This is a genomic window from Puniceibacterium sp. IMCC21224 (genome assembly GCF_001038505.1).
In the GTDB taxonomy this organism is placed as follows: Bacteria; Pseudomonadota; Alphaproteobacteria; order Rhodobacterales; family Rhodobacteraceae; genus Puniceibacterium.
This window is the reverse complement of record NZ_LDPY01000003.1, coordinates 79,105-105,389: the sequence shown is the minus strand read 5'-3', so window position 1 is coordinate 105,389 and position 26,285 is coordinate 79,105. Positions and strand designations below refer to the sequence as shown.

At 58.6% G+C, this 26,285-nt stretch carries 28 protein-coding genes; 9 read left to right on the top strand and 19 right to left on the bottom strand.

All coding sequences use genetic code 11. From position 1 onward, the window contains the following. The first annotated feature begins 365 nt into the window (after window positions 1-365). From IMCC21224_RS22110 to drt3b, 5 genes are all read left to right on the top strand, one after another. Window positions 366-959, top strand: coding sequence for a helix-turn-helix domain-containing protein (locus tag IMCC21224_RS22110; RefSeq protein ID WP_047997772.1), 594 nt, complete (start codon window positions 366-368; stop codon window positions 957-959). Then, the gene (locus IMCC21224_RS22105) at window positions 946-3,282 is read left to right on the top strand and encodes a relaxase/mobilization nuclease domain-containing protein (RefSeq protein ID WP_047997771.1); all 2,337 of its coding nucleotides are present in this window, start codon (window positions 946-948) and stop codon (window positions 3,280-3,282) included. The genes IMCC21224_RS22110 and IMCC21224_RS22105 overlap by 14 nt, the downstream gene beginning before the upstream one ends. Window positions 3,283-3,290: 8 nt before the next feature. Further along, the gene (locus tag IMCC21224_RS22100) at window positions 3,291-5,291 is read left to right on the top strand and encodes a type IV secretory system conjugative DNA transfer family protein (protein WP_047997770.1); all 2,001 of its coding nucleotides are present in this window, start codon (window positions 3,291-3,293) and stop codon (window positions 5,289-5,291) included. Between the two features lie 224 nt (window positions 5,292-5,515). Next, complete coding sequence (gene drt3a, locus IMCC21224_RS22095) at window positions 5,516-6,892, top strand: antiviral reverse transcriptase Drt3a (RefSeq protein ID WP_047997769.1); 1,377 nt, start codon at window positions 5,516-5,518, stop codon at window positions 6,890-6,892. Continuing rightward, complete coding sequence (drt3b, locus tag IMCC21224_RS22090) at window positions 6,882-8,972, top strand: antiviral reverse transcriptase Drt3b (protein WP_053079160.1); 2,091 nt, start codon at window positions 6,882-6,884, stop codon at window positions 8,970-8,972. Before drt3a ends, drt3b begins: the two co-directional genes overlap by 11 nt. A gap of 266 nt (window positions 8,973-9,238) precedes the next feature. Here the strand turns inward: drt3b and IMCC21224_RS22085 are convergent, their stop codons facing one another. From IMCC21224_RS22085 to IMCC21224_RS22020, 15 genes are read right to left on the bottom strand one after another with little or no spacing between them, the layout of a single operon-like run. Then, a complete protein-coding gene (locus IMCC21224_RS22085; protein WP_047997768.1) occupies window positions 9,239-10,315 on the bottom strand; it encodes a type IV secretion system protein in 1,077 nt (358 codons plus the stop codon). Window positions 10,316-10,327: 12 nt separating this feature from the next. Next, window positions 10,328-10,738, bottom strand: coding sequence for a hypothetical protein (locus IMCC21224_RS22080; RefSeq protein ID WP_047997767.1), 411 nt, complete (start codon window positions 10,736-10,738; stop codon window positions 10,328-10,330). Next, on the bottom strand, window positions 10,735-10,929 hold the full coding sequence (locus IMCC21224_RS22075) for a DUF4177 domain-containing protein (protein WP_047997766.1): 195 nt from the start codon (window positions 10,927-10,929) through the stop codon (window positions 10,735-10,737). The genes IMCC21224_RS22080 and IMCC21224_RS22075 overlap by 4 nt, the downstream gene beginning before the upstream one ends. Beyond that, window positions 10,926-11,912, bottom strand: coding sequence for an ATPase, T2SS/T4P/T4SS family (locus tag IMCC21224_RS22070; RefSeq protein ID WP_047997765.1), 987 nt, complete (start codon window positions 11,910-11,912; stop codon window positions 10,926-10,928). Before IMCC21224_RS22070 ends, IMCC21224_RS22075 begins: the two co-directional genes overlap by 4 nt. 4 nt (window positions 11,913-11,916) lie before the next feature. Further along, complete coding sequence (locus tag IMCC21224_RS22065; protein WP_047997764.1) at window positions 11,917-13,296, bottom strand: TrbI/VirB10 family protein; 1,380 nt, start codon at window positions 13,294-13,296, stop codon at window positions 11,917-11,919. After that, the gene (locus IMCC21224_RS22060) at window positions 13,293-13,988 is read right to left on the bottom strand and encodes a TrbG/VirB9 family P-type conjugative transfer protein (RefSeq protein ID WP_047997763.1); all 696 of its coding nucleotides are present in this window, start codon (window positions 13,986-13,988) and stop codon (window positions 13,293-13,295) included. Before IMCC21224_RS22060 ends, IMCC21224_RS22065 begins: the two co-directional genes overlap by 4 nt. Before the next feature lie 2 nt (window positions 13,989-13,990). Next, window positions 13,991-14,647, bottom strand: coding sequence for a virB8 family protein (locus IMCC21224_RS22055; RefSeq protein WP_047997762.1), 657 nt, complete (start codon window positions 14,645-14,647; stop codon window positions 13,991-13,993). A 14-nt stretch (window positions 14,648-14,661) separates the two neighbouring features. After that, the gene (locus IMCC21224_RS22050) at window positions 14,662-15,471 is read right to left on the bottom strand and encodes a type IV secretion system protein (RefSeq protein WP_047997919.1); all 810 of its coding nucleotides are present in this window, start codon (window positions 15,469-15,471) and stop codon (window positions 14,662-14,664) included. Further along, window positions 15,471-16,625: a lytic transglycosylase domain-containing protein gene (locus IMCC21224_RS22045; protein ID WP_197089293.1), complete on the bottom strand. Its 1,155-nt coding sequence runs from the start codon at window positions 16,623-16,625 to the stop codon at window positions 15,471-15,473. The genes IMCC21224_RS22050 and IMCC21224_RS22045 overlap by 1 nt, the downstream gene beginning before the upstream one ends. Further along, entirely contained in the window at window positions 16,615-16,884 is a 270-nt protein-coding gene (locus tag IMCC21224_RS27415; RefSeq protein ID WP_082135414.1) for a hypothetical protein, read from the bottom strand. The genes IMCC21224_RS22045 and IMCC21224_RS27415 overlap by 11 nt, the downstream gene beginning before the upstream one ends. Further along, window positions 16,881-19,244, bottom strand: a complete 2,364-nt coding sequence (locus tag IMCC21224_RS22040) for a type IV secretion system DNA-binding domain-containing protein (protein WP_047997761.1) — start codon at window positions 19,242-19,244, stop codon at window positions 16,881-16,883. The genes IMCC21224_RS27415 and IMCC21224_RS22040 overlap by 4 nt, the downstream gene beginning before the upstream one ends. Then, entirely contained in the window at window positions 19,234-19,512 is a 279-nt protein-coding gene (locus tag IMCC21224_RS22035; protein ID WP_047997760.1) for a type IV secretion system protein VirB3, read from the bottom strand. The genes IMCC21224_RS22040 and IMCC21224_RS22035 overlap by 11 nt, the downstream gene beginning before the upstream one ends. Beyond that, window positions 19,505-19,798, bottom strand: a complete 294-nt coding sequence (locus tag IMCC21224_RS22030) for a TrbC/VirB2 family protein (protein WP_008282963.1) — start codon at window positions 19,796-19,798, stop codon at window positions 19,505-19,507. Before IMCC21224_RS22030 ends, IMCC21224_RS22035 begins: the two co-directional genes overlap by 8 nt. Then, complete coding sequence (locus tag IMCC21224_RS22025) at window positions 19,795-20,409, bottom strand: lytic transglycosylase domain-containing protein (RefSeq protein ID WP_047997759.1); 615 nt, start codon at window positions 20,407-20,409, stop codon at window positions 19,795-19,797. The genes IMCC21224_RS22030 and IMCC21224_RS22025 overlap by 4 nt, the downstream gene beginning before the upstream one ends. Window positions 20,410-20,452: 43 nt before the next feature. Continuing rightward, window positions 20,453-20,821 (bottom strand): hypothetical protein, encoded by a 369-nt coding sequence (locus tag IMCC21224_RS22020; RefSeq protein ID WP_047997758.1) that lies wholly within the window; start codon window positions 20,819-20,821, stop codon window positions 20,453-20,455. 210 nt (window positions 20,822-21,031) lie between these two features. Between IMCC21224_RS22020 and IMCC21224_RS22015 the strand changes: the two genes are divergently transcribed. The 3 genes from IMCC21224_RS22015 to IMCC21224_RS22005 all read left to right on the top strand — a co-directional run bounded on the left by IMCC21224_RS22015 (window position 21,032) and on the right by IMCC21224_RS22005 (window position 22,059). Next, window positions 21,032-21,283 (top strand): hypothetical protein, encoded by a 252-nt coding sequence (locus tag IMCC21224_RS22015; protein WP_047997757.1) that lies wholly within the window; start codon window positions 21,032-21,034, stop codon window positions 21,281-21,283. A 124-nt stretch (window positions 21,284-21,407) separates the two neighbouring features. Then, on the top strand, window positions 21,408-21,665 hold the full coding sequence (locus tag IMCC21224_RS22010) for a helix-turn-helix transcriptional regulator (protein ID WP_047997756.1): 258 nt from the start codon (window positions 21,408-21,410) through the stop codon (window positions 21,663-21,665). A 169-nt stretch (window positions 21,666-21,834) separates the two neighbouring features. Beyond that, the gene (locus IMCC21224_RS22005; RefSeq protein WP_047997755.1) at window positions 21,835-22,059 is read left to right on the top strand and encodes a hypothetical protein; all 225 of its coding nucleotides are present in this window, start codon (window positions 21,835-21,837) and stop codon (window positions 22,057-22,059) included. A gap of 103 nt (window positions 22,060-22,162) precedes the next feature. Here the strand turns inward: IMCC21224_RS22005 and IMCC21224_RS28305 are convergent, their stop codons facing one another. Together IMCC21224_RS28305 and IMCC21224_RS21995 are read right to left on the bottom strand one after the other, a co-directional pair. Next, the gene (locus IMCC21224_RS28305) at window positions 22,163-22,918 is read right to left on the bottom strand and encodes a hypothetical protein (RefSeq protein WP_197089292.1); all 756 of its coding nucleotides are present in this window, start codon (window positions 22,916-22,918) and stop codon (window positions 22,163-22,165) included. 121 nt (window positions 22,919-23,039) lie between these two features. Further along, the gene (locus tag IMCC21224_RS21995) at window positions 23,040-23,672 is read right to left on the bottom strand and encodes a thermonuclease family protein (RefSeq protein WP_082135427.1); all 633 of its coding nucleotides are present in this window, start codon (window positions 23,670-23,672) and stop codon (window positions 23,040-23,042) included. 217 nt (window positions 23,673-23,889) lie between these two features. On the opposite strand from IMCC21224_RS21995, the gene IMCC21224_RS27405 reads away from it, so the two are divergent. Next, complete coding sequence (locus tag IMCC21224_RS27405; protein ID WP_082135413.1) at window positions 23,890-24,147, top strand: helix-turn-helix domain-containing protein; 258 nt, start codon at window positions 23,890-23,892, stop codon at window positions 24,145-24,147. Between the two features lie 399 nt (window positions 24,148-24,546). On the opposite strand, the gene IMCC21224_RS21990 is transcribed toward IMCC21224_RS27405, so the two are convergent. Both IMCC21224_RS21990 and IMCC21224_RS21985 read right to left on the bottom strand, forming a co-directional pair. Continuing rightward, window positions 24,547-25,026 carry an ester cyclase gene (locus IMCC21224_RS21990; protein WP_082135412.1) on the bottom strand — a complete coding sequence of 160 codons (480 nt, stop codon included), beginning with the start codon at window positions 25,024-25,026 and terminating at the stop codon, window positions 24,547-24,549. After that, on the bottom strand, window positions 25,016-26,284 hold the full coding sequence (locus tag IMCC21224_RS21985; protein ID WP_047997753.1) for a CaiB/BaiF CoA-transferase family protein: 1,269 nt from the start codon (window positions 26,282-26,284) through the stop codon (window positions 25,016-25,018). The genes IMCC21224_RS21990 and IMCC21224_RS21985 overlap by 11 nt, the downstream gene beginning before the upstream one ends. Between the last annotated feature and the right edge of the window lies 1 nt (window position 26,285).

Below are 26,285 nucleotides of genomic sequence, written 5' to 3'. Positions count from 1 at the left end.
CACAAAAACCTATCGGCCAGGGCCTCCCGGTTTTTGCGGCAGAGATTTGGCAAGCCAAATCTAGCCCTCCTTGACCCTGCCTGTCCGCCCTGTCGGTGGGGTTTGCGCCCGCCCGCGGTTCCGTCCGAACACATGCGTGTTCGGCCAGACCCGCGGGCGGGGCTGAGGAAGGGGACCCATTGGATAAGTGGGGTTCTTGACGGTGAGGGGGCAGGCTCGCGTCCCTGCGGGCCGCGGGGGAAGCGGACACCAAGGCTGCCTGAGCCTGAATGCGACGTAAGTATATAATTGACAGATTGGTATATTATCGTAAGGTAAGGGCAGCCTTGGTGGAAGGTGGCAGGAAATAGGGGGTCTTTCTTCGCATGTCTCGCTCAAAACGCCTCATCGATGCGGAGCGCATGGAGATCGTTCGCGAAGCTGCGGAAGGCGTTTCCACTTCAGTGCTGGCGGAACGGTTTGGCGTGTCGGTGCGGGCGATTCAGTACACGCTCAAAGCCGATGCCGAGCGCCAGACGGATGCCGCGATCCCGGTCTCAGCGGTCAGTGTGAAGGTCACGGCTGCGGAGCTTGCGGCGCTCGACGAGGTGTTGGCGAAGGCGGGGATCGAGAGCCGTGCCGAGGGGTTGCGGCGGCTCATTCAGGCGGCAGGCGGGGTGTTCGTTCCGGACGCGCAGATGGCAGCAGAGATGGCGCGCTACCGCGCTTCACTGCACGAGGTCGGCAATGGGGTCGCGCAGATCGCCAAGCAGATGACGCAGGCCAACCGGCAGGGGCAGGGGGCCGTGGGGGGCACGCGTGCCGAGTTCACCGAATTGCGCCTTGTGCAGATGCGCGGGTTGGCGCGGTTCATCCTGGATTCCGCGGACGAGATCGACCTACTGCTACGGCGTCGTCGCGATGCGATGCAGCTCGAAGCCACAGCCGCGCTGAGGGAGTTTGCCCATGCGGCTGAATGATGCCGTTGATGCCGTCACGGGCGAGGTCTTTCGGGACGGCTGGAGCCGCGTCCGGGGCTCGATGCAGGGGCTGCATGTCGCCAAGCAGAAACAGCTCATGCGCGCGGCCGCGGGACACCGGCCCGCGGTCTTCAAGGCAATCCGGGGCGGCGGTACGCATACCAAATCGCAGCTTGCAAACCAGCTTGATTACCTCACAACCAAGTCCACCCATATCGTCGACAGTAGCGGGTTCCTGGATGGCAAGGCGAAGCTCGAGGCGGGTGACATCAAGGACCTGACCGAGCGCTTTGCCAAGCGGTGGGATGCGGGCTTCAAGCCCAAGCTCGGGCAGACCACCCACATGCTCATGTCCTTCCCGATCGGCACGCGCGGGGAGGATGTGCGCGACATCGCGACCGATGTGGCCGAGCGGTTCTTCCAGACCGACGCGGGTCATTTCGATTACATCATCGCGGTGCATGAGGACCGCGATCACCCCCATGCGCATCTGGTGCTGAACCGCCGCTCGCAAGAAGGCGAGTTCTTCTTTCTGGGGCGCAACCACCGCTTCAACTATGACGACTTCCGCGTCGCCATGGTCGAGGAGGCGGAGAAGTATGGCGTGCGCCTGGAAGCCACGCGCCGGGTGGATCGCGGGGTTGTGCATTACCCCGCCCGCACCAGCGAGGTCTATGCGGCGAAGGAAGAGGGGCGCGCGCCCCGCGAGCGGGAACGTGTGGGGGCCGACTTGACCCGGACTCTGGCGGAGATCGCCAACACCAGAACCGTCTACCATTCGCTTGCCGCAGAGGCCTCCCGGGAGGCCCGCGAGGATATTGCCGCGGCACTCTTCCGCGCGGGCGAGGTGCTGGCGCATGGCGGGCAGGTGGACCGAACAGGAGATGTGTATATGGCCGAGGATCAAAGCTTCGAGGAACTGAGAAGTCTCTATGCGGAAAAGCTCGCGCGGGTGCAGGGCATGATCGCCGAGAAGTCTGACGCGGAACGTCCCGTGCTGGAAAAACGCCTCATCGCCATCCAGGCGCAGGTCCAGCACATGCAGCCTCTGGGTCTGCGATCATCCACGCTGTCAGAGACCCCCTCGGAGGGCGGGATCTATTCCGAGGCCAATATCGACACCAACCAGCTAGAACGTCTGGCCGAGTCCGACCTGAGATCGCGATTTGACGTCGCACTACGGGGCACCGGGATCAGCACATCGGAAGTGGTGGCCCGGATCGAGACCGGGGCCTCGAGCGCCGCGCTGGAACATCAGTGGATCGCAGATGATCTCTCCAAGGTGGCGGAGGCGCGCGATTTGAACCTCGAACGCCGCGCCGATCTGGAACAGGCGCGCGACATTCTCAACGATGTGCATGTTGAGCTGGGCACGCTTTTGGAACGGGAAAACGTGCTGCGCCGGGATGGTGTCGTGGAGCAGGAAGCGGTCAGCGAGCGGTTCCACTATCACGAGGACGCGGTGCGGGCGATGGAAGGGACAATCCGTCAGGAGATGCGCGCAGACGGCCTGACAGCGCAGCAGATCGAGGACCGGGACTGGGCGGTTGTCTCGCGGGCGGAGCGCCGGATCGAGACGGAGCAGCGCACGTATCTCGAGGCACACCCGGATCTGCTCGCACGTCCTGGCGATGTGATCGACCGGTCTGAACCCTACAGGGAGACCATCACCGATGCGGCCCGCGCCAGCGAGATTGTCCGCGAGGTCGACCGCATCATGGAGGGACGCGACGTCCGCACGCCCGTTGCAGATGCTGTCACGGATGACTTGCGCGCGCGCTATCCGGACATGCCGTCCCATCTCGCCCGTGGGCTTGGCGCGACCTACGCGGCCGTCGTCGATATACGCGACACGGAGGTCATCAATCAGGTCCGCCGCGAAACCGAGATGCGCGACGGGCTCGGGTCTGGCACGCGTGACGACATCCTCTCAACCCGCGATGAAACGGCGATGCGGTCTGATGCCCGTACCGACCGTCTTGCAGAGGAGATTGCGCGCGTCCTGGACCATGAGCGGGCGGGGGAGTTGACCGCGCCCTTCGAGACGGAGGCGGAGCGGGACGCTTTCCGAACGGAAATCGCGCGGGTGCTGGATAACGGCCAACTTGACCGGCTCACATCCGGCGATGCCGATGCGCTGGACAAGGTTCTCGAGGACCGCCTCGACCGGCTCTATGTCGCCAAGGTCTATCTGCAATCCGATGCCGCGACGGCCAACACGGAGGCCTTGCGCCAGGTGGTCGATGATCTTGCCGACACCGAATATGAAAAACACCGCACCACAGACGTGGATGGCGAGACCGAGCGGGGACAGGTCCATTGAGCGCCGCCATGGGAAAAGCGCGGATCGCAACAGGGGTCTTGCTGATGACGCTTGTGACCGGGGCCATGGGCTATACCATTGCCTCGGCGGTGCTGACCTACCAGGATCTCGGCTTCGGCGCCGAGATCGACTTTGCCTATATCGCGCAGAACTATCTGGCGATCCTCGATCGCCGCCCCGAGGATGCCCAACTTATTCACCTGATCATCGGCAGCTTTGCCGCCGCCGGCCTGATGCTGAGCCTCGCCCTCTCGGGGTCCGCCCTGACACGCTTTGGCCAGACCCATTGGCAGACCGCGCGCGAGATGAAAGCCAACGGGTTTTTCGGGGCGCCGGGCACCGGGTTCATCCTCGGCAAGCTGGGGCCGCCGGGCTCCCGCGCCAATTACATTTGCTCCAAGGTCTTCCCCCATGCGCTGATCGTGGCCCCCACGGGCCGCGGCAAGACCACGGGCTTTGTCATTCCGAACCTGCTGACCTGGCAAGGCTCCGCCGTGACGCTCGACGTGAAGGGCGAGTGTTTCGAGGCTACGGCCCGGCACCGCGCGGCCCAAGGCGACAAGGTCTATCGCTTTGCCCCCACCGATTGGGAGGGCAAGCGCACGCATCGCTACAACCCGCTGCTGCGCATCGCCGAGCTCAAAGACCCCGCGCGCCAGCAGATGGAACTGCAGCTTCTGGCGACGCTCTTCCTGCAGAGCGACAATGACCGGGTGCAGGGCCTCCTCAAGGGCGGGATTGATCTCTTCGTGGCGGCAGGCCTGCTGGCGTTCCAGCGCAAGCGCCCGAGCTTGGGGGAGATTTATCGCATCGCGGCGTCGGGCGGGAACAAGCAGAAGGAGTATTTCGCCCGCGGCCACGAGGTCGACAACAGGGCCGCCAAATTGATCTTCACGCGGCTGGCCTCGACCAACAACGATACGCTGACCTCCTATGTCTCGCTCCTGATGACCTCGGGGCTCGATCAATGGCAGAACCCTGCCATCGATGAGGCGACGGCGGTGTCGGACTTTGACTTCCGGACGATCCGCAAAAAGCCCTTTTCGGTCTATCTCGTCGTCCAGCCGCTGATGGTGAAGCCGCTCGCGCCGCTGATCCGGCTCTTCTTCTCCGATCTCCTCTCGGCCATGCAGGAAAAGGATCCCGGACCGGATGAGCCTTGGCCGGTGATGATCATGCTCGATGAGTTCAATCGCCTCGGCAAGATGCCCATCGTGGTCGAGAGCGTCGAGACCCTGCGGACTTATCGTGGCCATTTGGCCGTGGTCACTCAAACCATCCCCGCCCTCGATGAAATCTACGGCGAGAACACCCGCCGCGCCCTGCAGGGCAATGCGGGCGTGAAGCTCTATCTCACGCCCTCGGATGAAAAGACCGTCGAGGAGCTGAGCAAGGCGGTCGGCAAGACCACGAAGACCGTCGTCACGCGCTCACAGTCCATCGGCAAGAACCCCTTTGAGGGTCGTAGCCAATCGACACGCACCGAAGAAAGTTCGTTGTTGCCCGAAGATGAGGCACGCCGCCTGCCGCTCGATGAAATCGTCATGGTCATCGATGCCCAGATGCCGGTCCGTGCGAAGCGGATCCAGTACTTCGACGATCGGCTGTTCAAGGCGATCCACGCGGCGCAGACGGGCGAGTTGCCGTTTCCGGAGCCGGGGGGAGGGGGGCCGCAGGGCACGCTGCCGCTGAGTGTGCGCGCCATGCCGATGACTCCACCCGCGAACGGACCAGGTGGGTCTGACGCCGTTGTGGAGACCGCACGTCAAGATCCTGGTAGTCAAACGTCAGGGCAAACCGAGGCCGTTCCAAAAAAGACCGCGCGTGTCGTTCAAGCCGTTATCGCTGAGGAACAGCGGCAAATAGAGATGGATTTTGGGAGCCAGATCGCGGACGCCGAGGCAGCTGGTGTCGTGGATGAGGCGCAGATGCGCTACGCCGTCGAGGGCTTAGACGACATGGAAGCGATGCTGCGGGAGGACGCCCGTGAAAAGCGGGTTGTTCGATAGGGCGGCGGGCATGGTATGTCGGTCGGGCAGCGCGGGAAGCGGTAGTTCGCTGCGCCGGGTATGAACGGCAGCTGTGAAGACCTTCCAACCAGATCATGTTAGCGAAAGGCTGGTATTCTACATCGCCAGTTAATGAATTCGCAGGCGCGCACGACGAGAGTTGCATTTCAGTGACATGGGCTGCATCCTCACAACGACGCATCTTAAAGCCACGTGAGTGTATCTTGTTAGACCAAACATTTTCTGCAAGGAACCTCAGGAGAATATCCGAGAGAGAAAAACGGCGGGGAAGAGTCCGGGATCTCGACTTTTTCGATTCTGTGAAGGAAAAGACGGAAGAACTAAAGCAGGCCATTCAGGAGACCAAAGAGTTTAGGCGTCTCCATCCGGAAAAATACTCAGACGACGAACAGGCTGAGTTTAATCTCCTCAAGGAGCTCCGCGAAGAGAAGCGGCGCGAGCGTGATGATACACTGCTCCAAGAGCTTGATGGTGTTTCCAGTCAGATCAACAGGAAAGACTTTCAAATTTCGTTCACTCAAGAGGACGGTCCTGGTGGGAAGAAAGTCTACGTCATAGATCAAGAGCTTCCGGACCAGTTCTACGCAATCAAAAAGTTGGAAGCCAATCTTGCGTCTCTCTACCGGCTCAAGCCGGCCAACAGAGATGAAGTAATGAAGCAACTAATTGGAATGATATCGGACGGCTTCAACTATCACGTCTTGCGAACGGACATTTCGAGCTTTTTTGAAAGTATTCCTCACGACCGACTTCTTAAGAAGTTGAAGGGTGATCAACTCCTGAGTCAAAAATCCCTTAGACTAATCTCTGGCATATTGTTCAGGTACGCAAGATTGGCCAGCACCCCAGGCGTTGGCTTGCCGAGAGGCCTTGGTATAAGTTCCTATTTGTCGGAACTTTACATGAGAGATTTCGATCAACGTTTAAGGATGTTAGGCGACGTTGTCTTTTACGCCAGATATGTTGACGATATAGTTGTTCTCTTTGCGCCACTGCCCGGAGCAGATGTTAGGGTGAAGCTACCGAAAATTCGCGGCTTCCTGAGAGACATCTCTCTAACAATGAACGAAACCGCAGAGAAAACAAAGGAGTCACCGGTTAATAACCAGGGGATTCCGGAGACGAAGGGCGCGTGGAACTTTGAGTACCTAGGATACCGCATAGATTTCCGGTCAGGTGTGTCAGTTTACATGAGCCGAAAGCGACTCGCGAGATATAAGAACAGGGTATTCGGCTGCTTCCGAAGGTATGAGAGTCAGAAGTCAAACAATCACAAAAAGGCCTATCGGCTTCTCATAAAGAGGGTTCGCTTTCTTACGAGCAATACCCAGCTTACCCACAATAAAAGCAACGCATATGTAGGAATATATTTCAACAATATGCATATCACGCATCATAATGACCTGAGAGCTCTTGATAGCATTCTAACCGCGAATGTGGGCTCCCTTTCTAGCCCATCTCTAAGAGCGAAGCTGTCAGCATATTCTTTTGTCACCGGGTTTAGTGAAAGAACATTTCGACGCTTTCACAAGAAGGGTGAGTTCAAGGAAATTGTAGAGGCCTGGAAATATGAAGAGTAAAGCTAGGAAAATGAAGCTGTCGCCAAAGGCTCGCTATCAGCGGCCGGTGGCAACTGACATTCTGCCTTTCGAAGTACCGCCTTCATTTTCCAACTCCGGCTTTTTCGCGTTCCTCATGCAACTCGAAGTCAAAATATCTTACTGGGAAAATGTCAAGGCTGTGCGGTGGATCGCTTCCGATGACAGGTTTGATGATGCATTCTGCATAATGTTCAGACTCACTGACAAGTCTAACGAGAACTTCAGGACATTTACGGAAGTTCATGATGGTAAGAATCTAAACGTTCGAGAGTGGAAGATTTCCTCAAGCTGGACGATGCCATTCAACTTCCGAATATCCCACAAAGAAACTGAATTTCGTCAGCTATCTGTAATACATCCCCAAGCGCAGATGTTTGTGGCGGAGTTTTACCAGTCACACGCGTCAGAGATCCTCTATCATTGTTCCAAGAGCAGCTTCTCGATCAGATTTCCAGCATCTGTCGCAAGGTCCGTCAGGTACAAAGATCGGCTCTTCAAAGAGAACGTTGGGGATCCAGGCGACTCCATTGAGGAGGCTGGGAAGGAGTATGAAGGTTCAGGGTCATACTTTACTTACAGCAAGTACAGTAATATTTTTAAATTCTACGAGAATTATGCATATTTGAACGCCGAGCGGAAATTCGGATGTCTGTATAAGCTCGATGTATCGAGTTGCTTCGACAGCATATATACTCATTCCATCACGTGGGCTACACTGGGGCAGGAAGTTGCCAAGGAAAATATAAAAAGTCTCGGCACTACATTTGGAGGTAAGTTTGACAGGCTTATCAGAGAACTAAATAGAGGTGAGACCAACGGAATCGTAATCGGCCCTGAGTTTTCGCGGGTATTCGCTGAAATTATCCTTCAGGATGTTGATCGAAGCTTGGAGCAAGTGCTTCTGTCTGAACACGGCCTGACGAATAGGGTTGACTACGAAATATTTAGGTATGTTGATGATTATTTTGTCTTCTGCGAGCGAGAGGAGGTCGCCACATACGTAAAGCGTCATCTATCGGAGCTGCTGAAGCTTGTTAAGCTCACTTTGAACTCCGAGAAGTCAGAGATTTACGAGAGACCCATCATCACCCCGCTCACAATAGCTAAGAATAGAGTAAGTAGCTGCCTCGCCGAGAGGATCGTCACGAAGGTTGAGAAAAAAAATGATCCGGATGGTGGTGATGACATTGATTACTTCAGTGTCAGAATACAGACTAAGAGCTTGATCGTAGACTTCAAAGCGGCGCTAAAGGAAAGCGGCGTAAAGTATAAAGACGTCTTGAATTACACTCTCGCCGCAATTGAGAGGCGGGTGAATTTCATCTTTCGAAAGTTCAAGGCCAATCATGATGATCACAAGGATTATCGAGAGCTGGTCGCGGCTACGTTGGGAATCTTGGAATTCTCTGCGTTTATTTACGCCGCACAGCCTCGGGTCAACTTTACTGTCAGATTAACTAGAATTATAGCTACGATAGTGGACAAGTTGCATGAAGTTGAAGTTGAACGAGACCTGAAGGATCGGGTCTTCAAGTTCATTTTCGACAATATAAATAGGCATATCAAACATACACCTCATGACCGCTTTCATGAGGTGGAGACGCTCTATCTGCTACTTGCGCTTAACAAGTTGGGTCGCGGCTATAGAATTCCTGAACGAAACATAGCGACCTTCGTTGGGTTGGAAATCAGTGACGCTGGGGATTATTCATTCAAGCGGCACATGAGCTATTTCTCTATTTCTGTCTGCCTGCTCTACGTAAGGAACCAGTCTAGGTACGGAAAGATCCGTGACTTTCTGGAAGCTGAAATCAAGAAAAAGTTTGAAGACAGAAAAGCCTACTTACATCAGGATTCTGAGCTCGTAATCGCCGCTCTCGATCTTCAGTGTTGCCCTTATATTTCCCATGGGCTCAAAGAGTATATCGCGACCAGCTACGGGGTCGAAATCGCTCGAGCGCCCCTACTTCAGCGTGCAGCTCCGTACTGGTTTACCAATTGGGAGAACTTTGACCTTTCGAGAGAGCTTGACAAGAAGCGTGCTCGTGAAGTTTATTGATGATTAGAGCGGCACCCAAGCTAAATTGCCATGCGCGAAGCTCTTCGAGTGAAGCGTAGTTGCGGCACACACACAAGCTCCATGTCCTGCGTGCCTATAGACGTTATCAGGACTCCGTCGGTGGTCGAGGTGCGCCACCGACAATATTTCGCTGAGATAGAGCGCTGCGCTAAAGCCTAAGGCTTTGATGCAGGCTGCGCGGATCAATCAGATAAGTTAAGGCTCGGTCCTTCGCTGCATTTGGCCACAATGTCTCTTTTGGGCAGTCACCGTCGCCCAAGCCGCCCCAGTCTCGCCAGCTGCGCCAGCATTTTTGACCCTGAGTCCGCGGACCCTGTGCCGCCTGCGGAACCCGTCTGCCCCATGCCTTGCCTCATTGGCATCTGTTGCACTCCGAACAATTGCCGCGCTCTGAGGGCCGCGTACTCCGTGCCGCTCGCCCCACCGATCAGATACCGATTGTAGGACTGTTGGCTGCCCATGGCGGCGCGGGCGAAGCTGTAGCCGCCGCCAAGGCCACCAGAAAGCGCGGGCATCATGATGTTGCCGGAGATCGCGCGTACGATGAAGGGCGTTGCGATGATGAATCCCTTGGCCATGAGCACCATCATGAAGAACGGAATGAGCGCGCCGATATTGGTGGCCCCTTCCGGGTCGCCCAACTCGCCAATAAGTGCCGAGGACACCCCGGTGATCGTCGCGAACACGCCTGCAACTACGATCGGGTAGAGCGCAAAGGAGACCAGCGCGGACAGCCAGCGCGCAAAATAGTCCTTGGTCACCTCGAACAGCGTCAGGAAAATCATCACTGGGGCGATCCCGATCAGAAGCGCGATCATCAGTCGGGAGGCCACGAGGATGAAGGCGGCCAGTCCGCCGAGGATTGAGAGTAGAAGCACACCGACTATGTCGAGCATGGCGCCAGCCATCCAGTTCAGCTCGGACCCGGCAGCGTTCAGATAGTCGCCCAGCTCCGCGATCAGCCGGTCGAATTCCTCCGCGAAGGTGCCTGAAGGGCCCGGACTGCCGCCGCCGACCGAGGCCACCAGCGCGCCCGCGATACTGTCGATCCCATAGAGAATGGCTGACGAGAACGCGTTGAACTGCATCCAATTGGTCGCGAATATCCCGATGAGCCCGATCTTGACCGCGAGCCAGAAGGCTGTGTGCCCATCCATGGCCCGATATTGATAGATCATGTTGATGCCGACGAGGATCACGACCAGCGTTGTCCCCAAAACCAGAAGCGTGCCGACCGTTGCCGCAACCGCACCAAACTGGGTTTCGGCGGCGGTGTTGAGATAGCCTTGGGAGGTTTCAACGAAGTAGGTGACGACACTCATCGCGGCGCTGCCTTACCAATTACCTGCGGCGTCGCAGATGGCCTTCGCTGCAGGGCGGGCGGCATTGGCGCGGCGGTTGTAGGCGTCCGAGGCTTGCAGCATCTCCCATCGTTCGTCGCTCGCGTATTTTTCCCGAAACATCGCCTCTGCTGCGTCCCAGGACGGGAACCGGGTCGCGCAGTCGCAGTTGCCGATCTCAACGACCCGCTCGAGATTCTGGGCGCGATAGATGTCCTGAACCAGAACCCGCTGATATGCCTGACGCAAGGGGATCTTCTGCATCCAGACAGGTTCAGCGGGCCGGTCTGGACAGACGGTGAAGTTGCGCTCGAGGGTCGGCACGAGATTGCGCTCGGCAACGGCGAAAGTAGGCGTCAGGCTTAGGGCCAGCGCGGCCAAGGCGAGGTGCTGCGCCTGCCTCATGCCGTGGCTCCAGCGGGTGTGGTTTCGCGCTTCAGGAAAACGGTGTGCCCGATATTGGCGAATTCCGAAGTGCTGATCGACACCACCTCCCACCCGTCTGCGCCCTTCTCGTTCAGGCTGGCCTGCATGTCGGAGAGGCTGGTCTTACGAGTCATGGGAAAGGACAAGATATCGTATTCAAAGGTCTTCATGGGGAAGTTCCAATCTCGGTGGCGCCGGGGAGGTAGAATTCGGTGATGCCGCGTTTGCCGTCATGCCGGCCGGTCTGGATGATCACGTCGATGGAATTTTCGATGTACTGGATCATGTCGGCATAGGTCATCGGGATCTCGGTCTTCAGTGCTGCGATCGCGAGGCGCTGCACGGCAAGTTGGGGGGTTTCGGCATGCAGCGTGGTCATCGAGCCGCCATGGCCGGTGTTGATGGCTTCCAGAAAGGTCATGGCCTCCTTGCCGCGGACCTCGCCGAGGATGATCCGGTCGGGGCGCATGCGCAGCGTCGCAGTGAGAAGCACATCGGCGGTCTGGAATTCTGCGTCGCGATGGGCGATGAGGGTCACGGCATTTGGTTGGGTCGGCAGAAGCTCGGCGGCTTCTTCGATGGTGACGATGCGTTCCTCGGCCGGTACGTGAGAGAGGATCTTGCGCGCGGCCACGGTCTTGCCGGTGGAGGTGCCGCCCGAGACGATCATGTTGAGTTTGTTCTCGACGCAGAAGGCGAGCGCATCATCGATCAAACCCGCAGCCACCACTGCGCGCAAGGCACGCTTTTTTTCCACGCGCAGGTCTTCGAGCTTGCGCTCTTTTCCGTAGAGGAAATCGAGTGCGATGCCCTCGAGTGGCAGGCTCGAGAAGAACCGCAGGCTGATCGACATGGCCGAGAGCACGGCGGGCGGGGTGATGACCTGTGCGCGGATCGGGCGCCCCTTGTAGGTGATCGAAACCGAGACGATGGGGCGGTCCTTGCTCATCGTGGTATTGGCCGATGAGGCGATCTGGTTGCCGAGGTCCCTGACCTGAACGCCGGTCAGCCTTTGATCCAGCGCGCGCATGAAGTGATCGCCCTGGAATTCGCCCCAGCAGGTGCCATCAGGGTTGATGCAGATCTCGATGACATCGTCGCGAGCGGCGGCGTCGATCCGGTCGAGCGAGGTTTCGAGATAGCTCAGCGACATGGGCTCAGAATATCTCCAGATCGCGGTCGACCATGACCGTGACGCGGGCGCCCTGGTCAACATAGATGACGGGGCCGATGGAGAGGTAATCGCCGATGACGCTGTCCGTGGCATCTGCCAGATCATCGCCAACGTCTTCGAGAGCGTCGGCGGCAGTCTCATCCTGGACTTCGGAGGCGGCGGCACTGGGTGCTGCGGAGATCAGCGAGATCAGTGCGGCCGACCCGAAACGCTCGGCGAAGCGTGTGTCTATGAGGCCGGTGACGCCAGAACGGCCCAGTTCATCACCTCCGAAGGAGCTGATCTGGACGGTCTGGTTGTCGGGCAGGATGATCCGGTCCCAGGCGATCGTGACGCGGCGCTGCGCGATATCGACGCCAGCGCGGTAGCGCCCGACGAGACGGGATCCGCGGGGGATCAAGAGGCGCACGCCATCGACGCTGTAGACATCCTCGGACACCACGGCACGGGTCTGGCCGGGCAGGGAGCTGTCAAGGGCGGTTTCCATGACGGCCTGGATCATGGTGCCCTGGATGATGGTGTTGGAGGGATTGGCGATCACCTCGGCCTGCGTCACCGTCGAGGGCAGCGCCCCGTTCAGCACGAAATCCGTCACCTCGCCGAAGGTGCGTTCGGTCAGAGCCGTTTCATTCGCTCCGGACGTGCCGCCAAACGCGATGGTGGGCGAGGCGATGCGCCGCTCCTGGAAGGCGCGTTCCTCCGCGGCGCGGCGCTCCAGCTCGGCCATGCGCCGGGCTTCTTCCTCGCGGCGCAGTCGCTCTTGCTCGCGTGCGCGCAGCTCATCTTCCGTGGGGCCCGCTGGAGCGGGTTGGGGTCGGCTGGCCTCGAGTTGGGCCAATTCAAGATCCATACGGAGTTGTTCAAGACTTCGATCCCGCGCCGTCAGTTCGTCCTGAAATCGTTGCTGTGCGGCTTCCGAGGCGGCTTGCAGCGCCGCAATCTGAGCGGTCAGCGCGTCGATCGCCTCTGCGGCGGCGGTGTCTTCCTCGACGACCGGTTCAGGGGCGTTGCGCAACTCCTCAATCTGGGCCTGCAGGGCGGTGATCTGCGCCAGAAGCTCGGCATTGGGCTCAACGGGGTCTGGTCCGACGAACACAACCTCGGGCTCGGGCGGGGGCAAGGTCTCGATGGCGCCAAAGCCGTCCCCCTCGTTTTGGAAGACGTCTGGGGTGGCCGTCGGCAAGGCTACCTCTTCGTCGGGCTGTGAGAGGAGATAAAGCAGGGCACCACCCGCGCCGATGACAAGGACCACGATCAGCGTGAGCAGGGGCGACCGGCGCTGCGCCGCCGTGGGGGCGCGGGCACTGCCTTTCTCAAGGGCGGCGAGGCGTTTTTCCAGCTCGGTGTTCCCGGTATCGCTCATGAGGTGGCCTCCGCGGGCGGGATCGCCTCGATGCAGACCACCTCTTCGCCAAGTCGCAGGACCCATTGGCGGTTTACGCCGCTGACGCGGATCACGCCGTCTTCAGGGGTTTGCGTGTTGACCGTGCGTTCACGGCCGCCCGCGTAGCGGAAGATCGCTGGCACAGGTGCGTTCCGCGGAAACGCGAAATACGTGAACGTCCCGTCATCCCAGATGCGTGTTGGCGTGAACTCGGTCCGCGCGCTGGCGCCGTAATTGTAGTTCGGCGCTTGGGCGGCGATGGCCCGGGTCGGGCGCGCAGCGTCGTCTGGATAGCGGAACTGCACCACGTAGAAGGTCGGGCTGCGTACCTCCTGGACGTTGAAGTAGTAGCTCCGGCGGTTCGTATAGACTGTCACATTGGTATGCACCCCGCGCGCCACAGGCTTGATTGCAAATGCCTGGCCTCCGGGCACGCCATCGATCTCGAAGCCCTCGGTGTCGCCCGCGATGATCGAGCGGATGCTTTCGCCCTCGCCGAACTCGATGGTGGTCACATGGGTGAGCGACACGCTGAGACGGTAGACCTGACCCTCCTGGTAGGTGGCCAAGCGCACCCGGCTGTCGTTGGGACCGCCACGCGGGATGGCTTCGGCAGAGGCGAGGCCGGGCAACAGGGCAATGACAAAAATAAGCGATCTTATAAACAACAACGTCAGTTCTCCAATCTGTCGGAGCGGATGGAATATTCGAGGACGGTGAAGCCGAATGGATTGGTCCAGACCTCATCTATGGAGCGGCGGGTCTCCGGGCGGAACTCGAAGAGAAGCGTCGCAGTGAAGAGGCCGGTCTGGGTGCCGTTAATGGACGTCAGGCGCTTGCGCAGGCGGACCGTCGCGCGGTTGGTTCCGATCCGGTTGATGCTGAGGATTTCCACGTCGAGCCGAGCATTGGGGCCATAGACCGTCGGCGGGTAATTCTCGTTGGCGCTGTTCCAGATCTGGCGCAGCCCGCTCTCGGCAGCTCCGTCCGAGCGGCGCAGGACGCTGCGGATGCGCAGATCGTTGTCGAGCTGGTTATAGACCTCCCGGTCGGTCACATAGCGGAACACCTCCGCCTCGATGATCGCCTGGTTGGCGGTCACCGAGGAGGCGCCTACCGAGGCTTCGGGGAGTGCAAAGCCGGTGGCGGGATCATAGGGGACAACGACGGGGGGCGGGTCGACATCGAGGATCGAGACAGCCGCGGCACTCAGACAGCCGATGATACCGAAGACAAGGCCCATCAGGCCAAGGCGTTGCCAGAGCCGTTCGCGGCGCAGGGCACCGTAGACCAGTTCTTCCTCGATGATCTCTTGTTCACTCGCCACCATTCATGCCCCCACGGTCAGTCTGCCCGGAGGTCCGGTAACGTGAAATCCATGAAGCGCTGCTCTTCGGCGATGGTGGCGGCATCGATCACGCCGCCCGTGCCATCGCCCACGGTCTGCACCGCTTCGAGCTGCCACATGGCGACCAGCGCAATGGCGAGCTCCGCGGTCACGCGCGTGTTGAGATCGATGCTTTCCTTGAGTTCGTCCATGTCGTCGATGAGTCCGACAAGGCGGTCTACCCGCTCGAGCGATTGGCCGGCATCTTCATAGCTGTTCTGGGCGGCGGCTGAGACGAGCGCGCCGGTTGTTGCCTGCGTCGCCACGCGGTTGGCTCCGGGATTGCCGCTCGTGGCCATTTCGGAGAGAGTGTCGTCATCGAAGCCGAGATCGGCCAGCACCCGGTCCATCTGGGTTTCGATCTCGCCTGCGCCGGAGCCCGAGAGGCTCGAGAAATCCCCCGTCTTGATCGCCTCAATAGTGGCGAGGATGTCCCCGAACTCTTGGTCGAGCAGACCGTTCAACTCGTCTTCCATTTCCGTCCGGATGATTTCGGGAAGCTCGGCGAGGCGGGTGAGCGCTTCATAGGTTCTTTGCAGCTCCGCGAGTTGGTCCGTGAGCGTGGCAAGCTGTTCGCGGAGCTGCGTCAGCTGCTCGTTTTGCAGGATCTCGTCTTCGATCATCTGCCGCAGCTGCTGGATGTTTTGCGCGATGTTCTGGGTGTCGACGACGGGTACACCTTGTGCTGCGGCAGGGGGTAGGGCGCTGAACTGCAAGCCAACGCCAAGTGTCGTGGCCAAAGCTGTCCTCAAGAGCAGATGTCCCATCATTCAATCTCCCTGATCGTAAAATCCATGAACGCGCCTTCGGCCATGCGGGCGCTGGCCTGGGCCAACTCCTCGGCAGAAAGGACGCGGGTGCGTGCCGCCTGAAGCCGGATGCGTGCAGCGACGAGGCGCACGAGTTCGGCGCGGGCATAGGTGTTGAGTGCGATGCTTTCCTGCACGTCTTCAGTCTCGGAAATCCGTTCGACGATGTCGGAAATGCGCAGGGCGGCTTGGCGGATCGCGGCTGGTGAGTTGCTGCCATAAAAGGCCGCCCCATGACCCGTGAGCGAGAGGTTGGCATTGGCGAGAAGCGCCGGATCGATCGTGCCAAGCGCATCGATCCCGCCGATACGGCTTAGATATAGATTGTAGCGTTCAGGGATGACCGAAACGTAGTGCTGGGTCTCGCGGAAGGGTGGCACGCCGCCATACTCGAAAACCCGGCCGGGTCCGGCGTTATAGGCCGCGAGGGCGTTGATGATGTTGCCATCGAATGTGTTGAGCTGGGCTGCCAGATAGCGCGCGCCGCCATGCACCTGCAGGTAGGGGCTGTCGTAGTATTCCGGGTTGATGCCGAGATCACTGGCCGTGCCAGGCATGATCTGAGTGAGACCATAAGCGCCAACGGGAGAGCGTGCCCCAATGGTGAACCGGCTTTCCTGCCAGATCAGCGCTTGCAGCAACGCGCGCCACTGGACGGGCGAGAGCCCTGCGCGGCCAACACCCGCAAAGCCGCTGGTCTCCTGAGCCACGCGGATGATGAGTTGCTCGATGGTCTCAGACGCATCCCCGAACATCTGCGCACCGCCGGGATTGGGATCGATCTCGCCCGTGCCATAAACGGCTTCTACGGCGCGGTCGGGATCGCCGCTGCCGTTTTCCAGCCCCGAGACCATGGCGGGCAGTCCCTGACCGCCGAAGCTGGTCTGCGCATCGAGGATGCGTCGGAGGGTTTCCAGCTGCTCCCGTTCGATCTCGGCAATGAGTTCGCGCACGGCAAGCTTGTCCGCCTGAACGGCCAAGTCAGCCTCGCGATCGCCAGTCTCGACGATGTCACGCGCGGTCAGCCCACTGTCATTGGTCGGCACGCCTTGAGACAAGGCGAGACCGGGCAGCAGGCAAAACGCGAGGATATGAGGCAGGCTAGACTTCAACGTCGCCCTCCGGCGCGCCGAGCGGTGCGAAGTGGCAATCCTGGGCTGTCGCTGCCGTCGAGGCGAGAAAGGAAAAGCAATTGGCCTGCGGCTCCCGATACTGGGTGCAGGAGGCCAGCGCGCCGAGCGCAGCCAAAGCCAACAATTTGGCGTTTCGAGATTGTCTTGAATCGTTTGTTCGCTGCCTCTCGCTTCGCTCGAACGCGAAAAACGATGCAGGATTTATTGGTGAAATCTCGATACGCCATATACGAATCATGAAAGCCTCCAGAAGTCTGGGCGGTCGCGGTAGTCGGCCCCAACAAGCGCTTCGCCTTTCTCCATGCCGCCAAGAATGGTGAGATTGAGTCCAAGGGCGCTCAGATCGGCATCGACGACGATTGAGCCCTGATCGTCGCGGATCAGCGCCAAGCGGCTGTTGCTGCCCGTGTTGAGAAGGACGTCGAGTTCCTTCTCCGTGAGGTTCAGCATGGCGTAATCCGCAGGCTGCGCGCGGATATTGGGCAGCAGGATCTGCGTCGGAACGGCTTCGACGATGGTCTTGCCGGTCCGGGTGCGCTCAAGCTGGCTTGCGTATTGCGTCATCATCACCGCGACGGTGTTCTGCTTGCGCGCGGTCACCAGCCAGTTCGATAGCCGCTCGGCGAAATATGCGTTGTCGAGCGCCTTCCAGGCCTCGTCGATCACGATGATGGTGGGGCGGCGGTCCTCGATCTCGCGCTCGACCCGGCGGAAAAGATAGGAGAGAACCGCCATCCGTTCCTTGTCGGCCTCGCTGTCGAGAATGCCGGTCAGATCGAAGCCCACCACATCGCCTTTGAGCGAGAACGTGTCCTCGAGGCTCTGCCCGAAGATCCAACCATAGCGGCCGTCTTCAGACCACTCGAGCAGGCGCTGGTGCAGATCGCCGCCATCATCGGTGGACACAAAAAGCGACGCGAAATCCCGCCAGTTCCGCAGGGCCGGATTGGAGGCCTGGGCATTCTGGCGCACGACTTCCTGGATGCGGTTGGTCTGTGCGGGCGTCAGGGGCTTGTCAGCGCGGTAGAGCAGGGTGGCAAGCCAGTCCGAGAGCCAGGCGGTGCCGCGGGCATCGGTCTCTGTCCAGAGCGGGTTGAGGCCCGTGGGCTGACCGGCGTTCAGGGACGCGTAGCGCCCGCCATTCGCGCGGACCGCCATCTCCATGCCAAGACGGTAATCGAAGACGAAGATCCGCGCCCCTGCGCGACGGACCTGGGTCATCAGGAAGGCCGAAAGCACCGATTTGCCCGACCCGGGCCGTCCCATGATCAGCGTATGACCGCTGGTCGGTTCTTTGTCGGGCGATCCCTGCTCGTGATAAGAAAACCGGTAGGCGCTCTGCTCCGGCGTGGGCAAATAAGTGACGACCCGGCCCCATGGGGTTTTCTCGGCGGGTTTGCCGAGCTGTGTCCGGTGAAAGGCCGCAAAATCCGCGAAGTTGCGATTGGTGACGGCGCTGGCACGCACCCGCTTGGACTGGTTGCCGGGATGCTGGCTGAGGTAATGCGCCTTGGCCGCGACCCGCTCGCCAATCATCTTCACGCCTTCGGTTGCGGCGGCGTTCACGATCTCTGCGCTGAGCGTCTGTAGCTCTTCGAGCGTGTCGCAAAAGAGCGTCACGACCATATGATGCTCGCCGAAGCTTTGGCGCTTGGCCTCGAGATCATCGGCGGCGATGTCGAGCGCTTCCAGGAGCGAGAGGGCAGCGTCCTGGCTCGCCTGCATCTGCCGCTTTTGCCGTTTGATGCGGCCCGCCATGAGGTTCGAATTGATCGGTGTGAAGGAATGGGTGACGATCATGTCGACCGGCAGGTTCAGCATGTCGAACATGGTGCAGGAGGTGCCTTCCGAGTACTCCCCGATGGTGAAACTCTTGCCGTAGCGATGCCCCACCACGCCTTCCGAGAGTTCGAAATGGTCTCCGTGAAACGTCACGCGGGTATTGGCGACGTTGAAGGACAGAAAGCCATAGGTGTTTTCCGGATAAAGCGGCAGCTCGGTGCCTGTGTTCAGGGCGCCCAGAAACCCCACCAATTCCCCCGATGCGGCCGACAGCAAGCGCGGCTTCAGCTCGGCGAGGCCAGACAGAAAGACGTTCACGGCCTCACCGAGGCGCTGCAGGCGTTTGCGGGTTTCCTCTCTCAGGCGGTCCGGTGCGCTGCGGCTGAGGAATGGCAGGAGGCTTTTCGGGGGTGGGCGGTGAATGACGGTGAGCGTCAGCGTCTTGTCGCGCAGCCCGCTGGTCTCGAGTTTCGCGCGCCAGCGCCGGTCCACCTCGCCAGCGAAGCTGTCCTCACGGATGGGGTCGAGATCAGGTTTGATGGCCTTGGAGACCTTGTGGACGTAATAGCTGAATTCCGGCCCAAGTTGCGCGACGATGCGGGCAAAAAGCGCCGTCACCTTGTCGAGATAGGCATCGTCCGTCGTGTAGCTGTTGATCCCCTCGAGCCGGATGCAGCGGAAGAGCTCATTGACCCGGGTGCGCACGGTCTGGTCATCAACTAAGCTCACATAGGGCAGCATGTGCGCGAGGCGGGTCTCGCGTGAATACCACTCTGGTGTCATCGTGCGGGGATCGAGCGCAGCATCACGGGGCATAGCTGTCCCCGCCGTGAATGCTGCGGTTCCGCGTGGGCGGGGTTTCCTGCAGCGCCGTCATCATCACGTCGATGAAGCGCGGGTCCCAATCTGCGGCCTTCCAAAGCACCGGGTAGAGCAGGGCCGCGACAACCAGTACCGCGATGTGCTGGACCCAGACGAACAAGAGCACCGAACCGAAGAGCCAGACCATCGCGTATATGATGGGCAGGCCCAGAAGCTTCGGCGGGCGCACGAGGCCGAGAAAGAGAGGCGCGCGCTCAGCCACCGGCGAAGACCGCGGCAACGATGGTGGGGGCAGCCGCGACACCGGCGATGCCTACAAGCACCCAGAGCGCCTGGCGCAGATCGATGATGTTGAAGAACCAGCTGAGAAAGACCCCGAGAACGGCCAGCGTCGCGATGACAACGCCAAGTGGGCCGGTCAGCGCATCGACGATACCCTGCAACAGGCTCTGGATTGGGGAGAGATCGATGCTCTGTGCAAGGGCGGGTTCGGCAATGAACAGGAATAGCGCCAGCGAGGCGACAAAGAGGTTTGAAATCTGTTTCACGAATTTGATCCTTCCAATCGGGCCACGACGGCCATGACGCGGGCCACGTGGTTCTGGGTTTCTCGGTAGGGGGGAACGCCGCCATACTGGCGGACCGCATCGGGTCCGGCGTTGTAGGCAGCCAGCGCCAGGTGCGGATCGCCGAATGTCTCCAGCATCATCGCGAGGTAGCGGGCGGAGCCATCAAGGTTCTGCAGCGGATCACGCGGGTCAACGCCGAGGTCGCGCGCGGTGTCGGGCATCAGCTGACCAAGGCCAATGGCACCCGCATGTGAGATCGCATCCTGCCGATAGGCGCTCTCAACCTCGATATTCGCCCGATAGAGAGCCAGCCAATCCGTCACGGAAAGCCCCGCGCGACGCAGGCCGGGATGGCCGGCATAGCGCAAGGCCGTGGTCTGAATCCCGGAGAGGACATCGGTGCGGGGCAGGGGAGTCGGGCGGGCAAGGGCCGCGACTTGGACGCCCTCTTGCTCGGCCTCTACCTCGCCGAAGATCGCGATCCCATCGGAGGCCGAACCCTGACCAATCCCGTCATTGTAGTTTCGAGCAAAGCTGCTTTGGGAGCGTGACGGGATCAGGGAGCCGTCGCTCTCCATGACCAGGACCATTTGAGCTGAGGCAGGTGCTGCGACCAGCCAGAGACAGACAAGGTTAGTTGCCAGGGCCCTTGTCTGATGGGGCTTTGTCTGGCGGGGCGAGTTTATGCGTGCGGCTTGTACCCGCCTCAAGCGGCAGGTCGACATGTGCAAAGCCAAGGCCAATGAAGAAAGACACCACGCCGGAGATCGTCTTGAACTCGCGGATCTTGATATCGTTGTAGGTCGTCCGCGTGCGGGCGGTGACGAGGAGTTTTTCCGCCCCATCATCAGAGACAACGCGCATGATCCAGACCCCGTAATAGCTCGGGCCTTTCTTATGTGCCGACTCCTGGCACAGGATTTCTGCGCTATAGCCGCTTTCCACGAGTTCGCGGAATCTGGCTTCCGTAACCACATTTGGTGCTTCGATGTCCCAGTTCATGGCCCGGCTCACGCTTTCTCCAATGGCGCGACCCCAGGCATTCCCACTTGAAGCCCAGAGTTACGATAGTATACTATCAACCGCAAGATGTAATATCGTGCTTCAGCTGTAGTTTGGTCACGCAAACATTAGTCACGGCCAGTGCCCGTGTTCAAGGAGATAACAGGTTTGAAAAACCCAAGGTTGACATACCTGTTCCCATTACAAGCTATGGCCCTTCTGATCTGCGTTCCTGGGCCAGTTTTGGCGGAATCTTGCATCCCGCCGCACCGTCCCTTCCTGCCAAGCGATTCGCAGGCGGCGCGGGATTATGGGGACATCATCCGTCGCGATTTCGAAGACTACATCCAGGATATCCAGAGTTACTTCCGTTGTCTCGACGGTGAACGGGCCCGCGCATTCGAGGAAGCGCGCGAAGTCAGCGAGGATTATGGCCTACTTCTGCAATTGGTAGGGGATTGATGGGCAACCTCTGCAGCATCAAACTTGCAGCCCATGGCAACCAGACGCCGACAATACCCTCAAATATCTACTTTTTAGATAACAGATTTCATCCGCTAGCGACGTCACAAAAGGTATGTGACGCGTGGCAAAGACAATCAGAAGCACGGGACAGGTGGCACTTTGCCAGGCGTTGGTCGACGCCCGTATCAAGGCGGGCCTCGGTCAGGAGGACTTGGCAGTTAGACTCAATTGCCATCAATCCCTCGTGGCGCGCATTGAAAGCGGTCAGCGCCGGGTCGACGTCGTCGAACTGGTCGTCCTCGCCCGCGCCATTGGCTTTGACCCGTTCAAGGTTCTGGCGATCGTTGAAGCCGCCACGGAGCCCGACCACCGAATTTGAGCAATTTCATCAATCAAGCACACGGGAGCTGACTTCTCTCGGGGTGAATATCGATGCCGCGAGGAAGAGCAGCTAACCAATTTAAAGAAAACCGGCATGGCGCTGCAGCAAACGCTTTCGAAGCCCAAGCTGCGTTCCGCAAAGCCCATTTGCAGGAAGTTAATAAATAGTGAATGAAGATAAAGTCGAAGGCGTCGCAATTGCCAATTTGATTGCAGCCGATGAGAACAGAGTTGTTGGCTGGGTTTATCGCTGGAACACAGGTGCGCTTGCAGTCCTTTGGGATGTGGATGGGCCGCAGCGCGTATCAAAGCTTTGCCCGGATCTATGTGATGCTGAAAAAGCTGAAATCGACTTCGCGTCACTCACGCAGCTGCCCTGTCGCGAACACTGAAAGGGAAGAATATGGCCTTTACGACCCTCGAATGCGTGCGTTTGCCTGCGTTGCAGGTTTGGTTTCATACAAGGGTCTGCGCGACGTCACTGCGGCTCAACAGTCAGTAGTTGACCTGCTCGAAGCCGTAGTTCCCGTTATAATCACGCCACTCCACAAAGACTGATCTGTGAAAAATACTGGGGCAGCGCTCACCCCATCGCTTGAGACCGGCATGCGCAGCAGGAAGCGCTGCGGGTGTCGAGGCCCTCCACGAAAAGTCACCCTGTGTGCCGTAGGTGCCAAGCACGACGACAGCACTTCGGTTGCAATCCCCATCGTCGCCGGATTTTCGTTGCCATGCATATCGTACATCGAACACGCGGATGGAGCGCACGAAATTGAATTCCTGCCCGCTGATATCGATGTCGGCGCGGTCTTCTACGAGCTGGAGGGCGTAGTCAGCCTTGACGAGGTTGCCCCATGCCGCGTCGGCGCCTTTGAACACGGGCATACCGCCTGCCCTGGCGGCTTGACCAAAGAGCGGGGCTGCTGAGTTTGGTGGGGTCCCAGCAGAACCATACAGGGCATAGAATATCCGGTCCGCGGGGCGTGACCTGACAGGTCCATCGTAAGACGCTCCCATCGGGCAGCGCCAAATCTGCAGCGGCGGCTCCACCGGCCAAGGTGTGATGCGCCGGATGAACTCGGCCCGCGCGCGGGCGCATGGCACGGAAGCCGGCCACCCGCCGGACAAACACAGCAAGATGGCGCAATCGATCTGATAGGTTTGGGCGCGGGCTTGCGTCGGAACTGTTGGCCCGGTCAAGGCGAGAGCTAAAAAGGCCGCCAGTGGGATGTTTTTGAATTCGAAACGCATGGCAAGAACCCTTGACAATCTTCACCCAGCATACATACGAAAATATACTATTGCAACATTGATGATGCGTGTTGCGGTTGCGGCGGTCAGCAAGATCGCGAGGTGACCTAGCCGCCCGTCGTCATCCGCCACGTTGCGCGCGGCGCCAGTCCCACGGCATGTCAAAGCGTCCGGACCAGATATTGCGCCGTGCGGAACTGGCCTCGTTCTCATCGCGGATATAGTCGCGGCTGTATTGGCGATAAGCGACCGCCCACCCTTCACGCACAAGCCAAGCGTTCAGATCGGTACCGTCTTGATGACAGACCGCAATGAAGCGGCCATAGCGGTCGATATCTCGCACGGTGCAGCTGACCCGCCGGTGGCCGATCCTGTCGGCGAGAGACAGTGCTGCTTGTTGTCCGCACCGCCAGCGCTGACCCTCAGCCGTAGCGCAAACTTGCCGACTTTCCGGGGCATCGATCCCATGCAGCCGGATGCGCTGTCCCCGGATTTCCAGTGTATCGCCGTCGATCACGCTGGCAACGCCGGTCAAACGATCAGCATGGGCCTGTTCAAGAAAATATGGGGTTTGAGAAACCTCCGGTTGTACTGCTCTACTTTTGCGTGGGGTGTCGCCTTGGCGATCGCGTTGGTTAGCAAGGCAGGGGCCGAAACCTGCATCGCGCCGATACGACCCTTTGTTCCGAGTGATCCACTTGCGATGCGGGAGTTTCGAGACCTCATTCGTCAAGATTTTGAGTTCTACATTCATGATGTTCAGGAATATTTCCGCTGTTTGGATGAAGAACGTGCGCGCGCATTTGACGAGGCACGGAACGTCAGCGACGAGGTATGGGCGATTTTTGGATGTCACAGGTCAATGATTGCTCCTTCTTAAGGTGAGGGTTGAAGACCTTCCTTACTAAAAATATCTAAATTTTAGATAATCTACATTCTAGATTAACGACGTCGCAAGAGGTTTGTGACGCGTGACAAAAACTATTAGAAGCTCAGGACATGAAGCGCTGTGCGAAGCCTTGATCGCGGCGAGGATGACGGCTGGACTGACACAAGCTCAGCTTGCTGACCGTTTGCGATGCCACCAGTCATTTGTAGCTCGCTTGGAAAGTGGACAGCGGCGGATCGATGCTATTGAGCTAATTGTTATAGCTCGAGCACTAAACGCTGATGCGCATGCCTTTTTGAATGTTACTGAACAACATACGGAACTTGACCATGAGCTTTAGATGAAAATTGAGCTCCCGAAACGGGTAATCTCAAGAGTGTTGAGGTTAACTCTTACTGCTTTCGCTCTGTATTGGTAGGTTTTCTAGTAAATCTACCAGTTCTTTGCTACCGAGCAACCTTGCTCTGGCTAAAGTACCAGTATTGATTTTTCGATCAATGCAGTCAACTTTTTGACCTTTATATAACCGGAGCACACCGAGCGCTCCGGTCTCCCAAACATAGATCCACCCGATAGTTCGAGTGGGATTGACGGCGATCAACCGCGCGATAGCAATACCTTCCAATGCTTGATCATTCACTGGTGAAACAAACCTTAAGATGTCCTTATGCTATATTCGGAGCGTATCTTAACCCACTACTACTATGCTAATGGCGGCCAAAATATTTAGTCATTCTTTCTATGGCCCGACGCCGATTTTCTGCTTTACCTCGTCAAGATTAAAAGTTGCGCTGCGCTCAACAATTTTACCATCTTGGAGCCGATCAATCCCAATCGCTGGGAATACCGCGGTTCTATTTGTTGCGGGGATACCGATCCAATTGCCCGTGTGAGTGCCATAAACCGTCACGAGGCTTACGACGATATCACCTTGGGCCACTTGCAAGTCCAATCGGTCCAACACATCGGGCCAGCCCGCGTGAAATTGGCGAGCCCAAGTTTTTACACCCTCTGGACCTTTCAGATCGAATTGCGGCCAGTAAAATTCTTCAGCAAATATTTCGTCGGCTACCTCGTAGGCCTTTTTATTAACGATTTCTTGAAACATGCGCGCAACGATCCTTTTGTTGCGTGCTTCTTGGGGCGTGTCGGGGCTAGCGGCGGCTAGAGCTGCGTCGGTTAGGATGTTGGCGTAACCGGCCAGTAGATCATTTGTCATTTTGAGTCCCTTTCGGTGGTTTGGTTGAGTTTGGGGATGCGGTGCAAATTACACCGTCATTGATCAACGCTTTGATGTCTGCTGCCGATAGACCAAGCAGACCTGAAAGGAGGGCAGGGCCGTCTTCGCCCAGCTTTGGTGGGTAACGATGATGCTTGGCAGCCGCGTCTTGGCTAAACTTGATCGGGTTACCTGCGACGCGCGCGGAATGGCCGTCATTGGATTGAATATCCTCAACCATGCCCCGCGCGATAACATGCGGGTCTGACAGGCTCTTTTGTAGAGTATTTACCTCTGCGGCGGGTATCCTGTTTTCCACGAATACCTTTGCCCAATGGCTCGCCGGTTGAGTCGAGAATCCACGCTCAAGAAGTTGCCAAAGCGCCTCACGGTTCTTGTTGCGATCTCCAAGGTCGACAAATCGGGGGTCGGTGAGAAGATCTGGTTCGCCAAGGCACGCGCAGAGACCAGCCCACATTCGCTCGGTGTTCGCGGTGACCGCGATTTCCGTGCCTTCCGCACAAGGAAAAACGCGATAGGTTGGTATGGAGTCATGCCCGCGTCCTTGCAGACCGGGTATGTCGCCCGAGTGCAAATGATAAGCCGCCTGATAGCTGAGCATAGCGATCTGACAGTCCAGCATCGACACGTCGATACGCCGCCCTTTGCCGGTACTTTTACTTTCCAGGACCGTCGCAAGAATGCCGATCACGCCATACATTCCAGCGGCAATGTCCCCAATCGGCACTCCCATGCGCACGGCATTACCTCCGACCTCACCAGTGAGAGACATAGCGCCCGATATGGCCTGAATGATCATGTCGTAAGCGGGGCGATCCCGGTAAGGACCAGTCTGGCCAAAGCCAGATATGGAGCACCAGACCAAGTTTGGCGCATCTTTGCTCAGATCGTCATAGGACAAGCCCAGTTTCTCCGTAACACCTGGGCGAAAGTTCTCGACGATCACATCACATTGAATGGCGAGATCGCGAACAAGCGCCTGACCTTTTGTGGTTTTCAAATCGATTGCGATGCTGTGTTTGTTGCGATTCACACTCAGGTAATATGCGCTATCACCTTCTACGAAATAGGGCGGCAAATGACGAGTAAGATCGCCTTCTGGTGCTTCAATTTTGATCACCTCGGCACCTAAATCACCGAGAATTTGAGTTGCATAGGGGCCAGACAAAAACTGAGTTAGATCGAGGACTTTTAGTCCTGCAAGGGGTTGCGCGAATTGCTCTAATGGTGCCGGCATA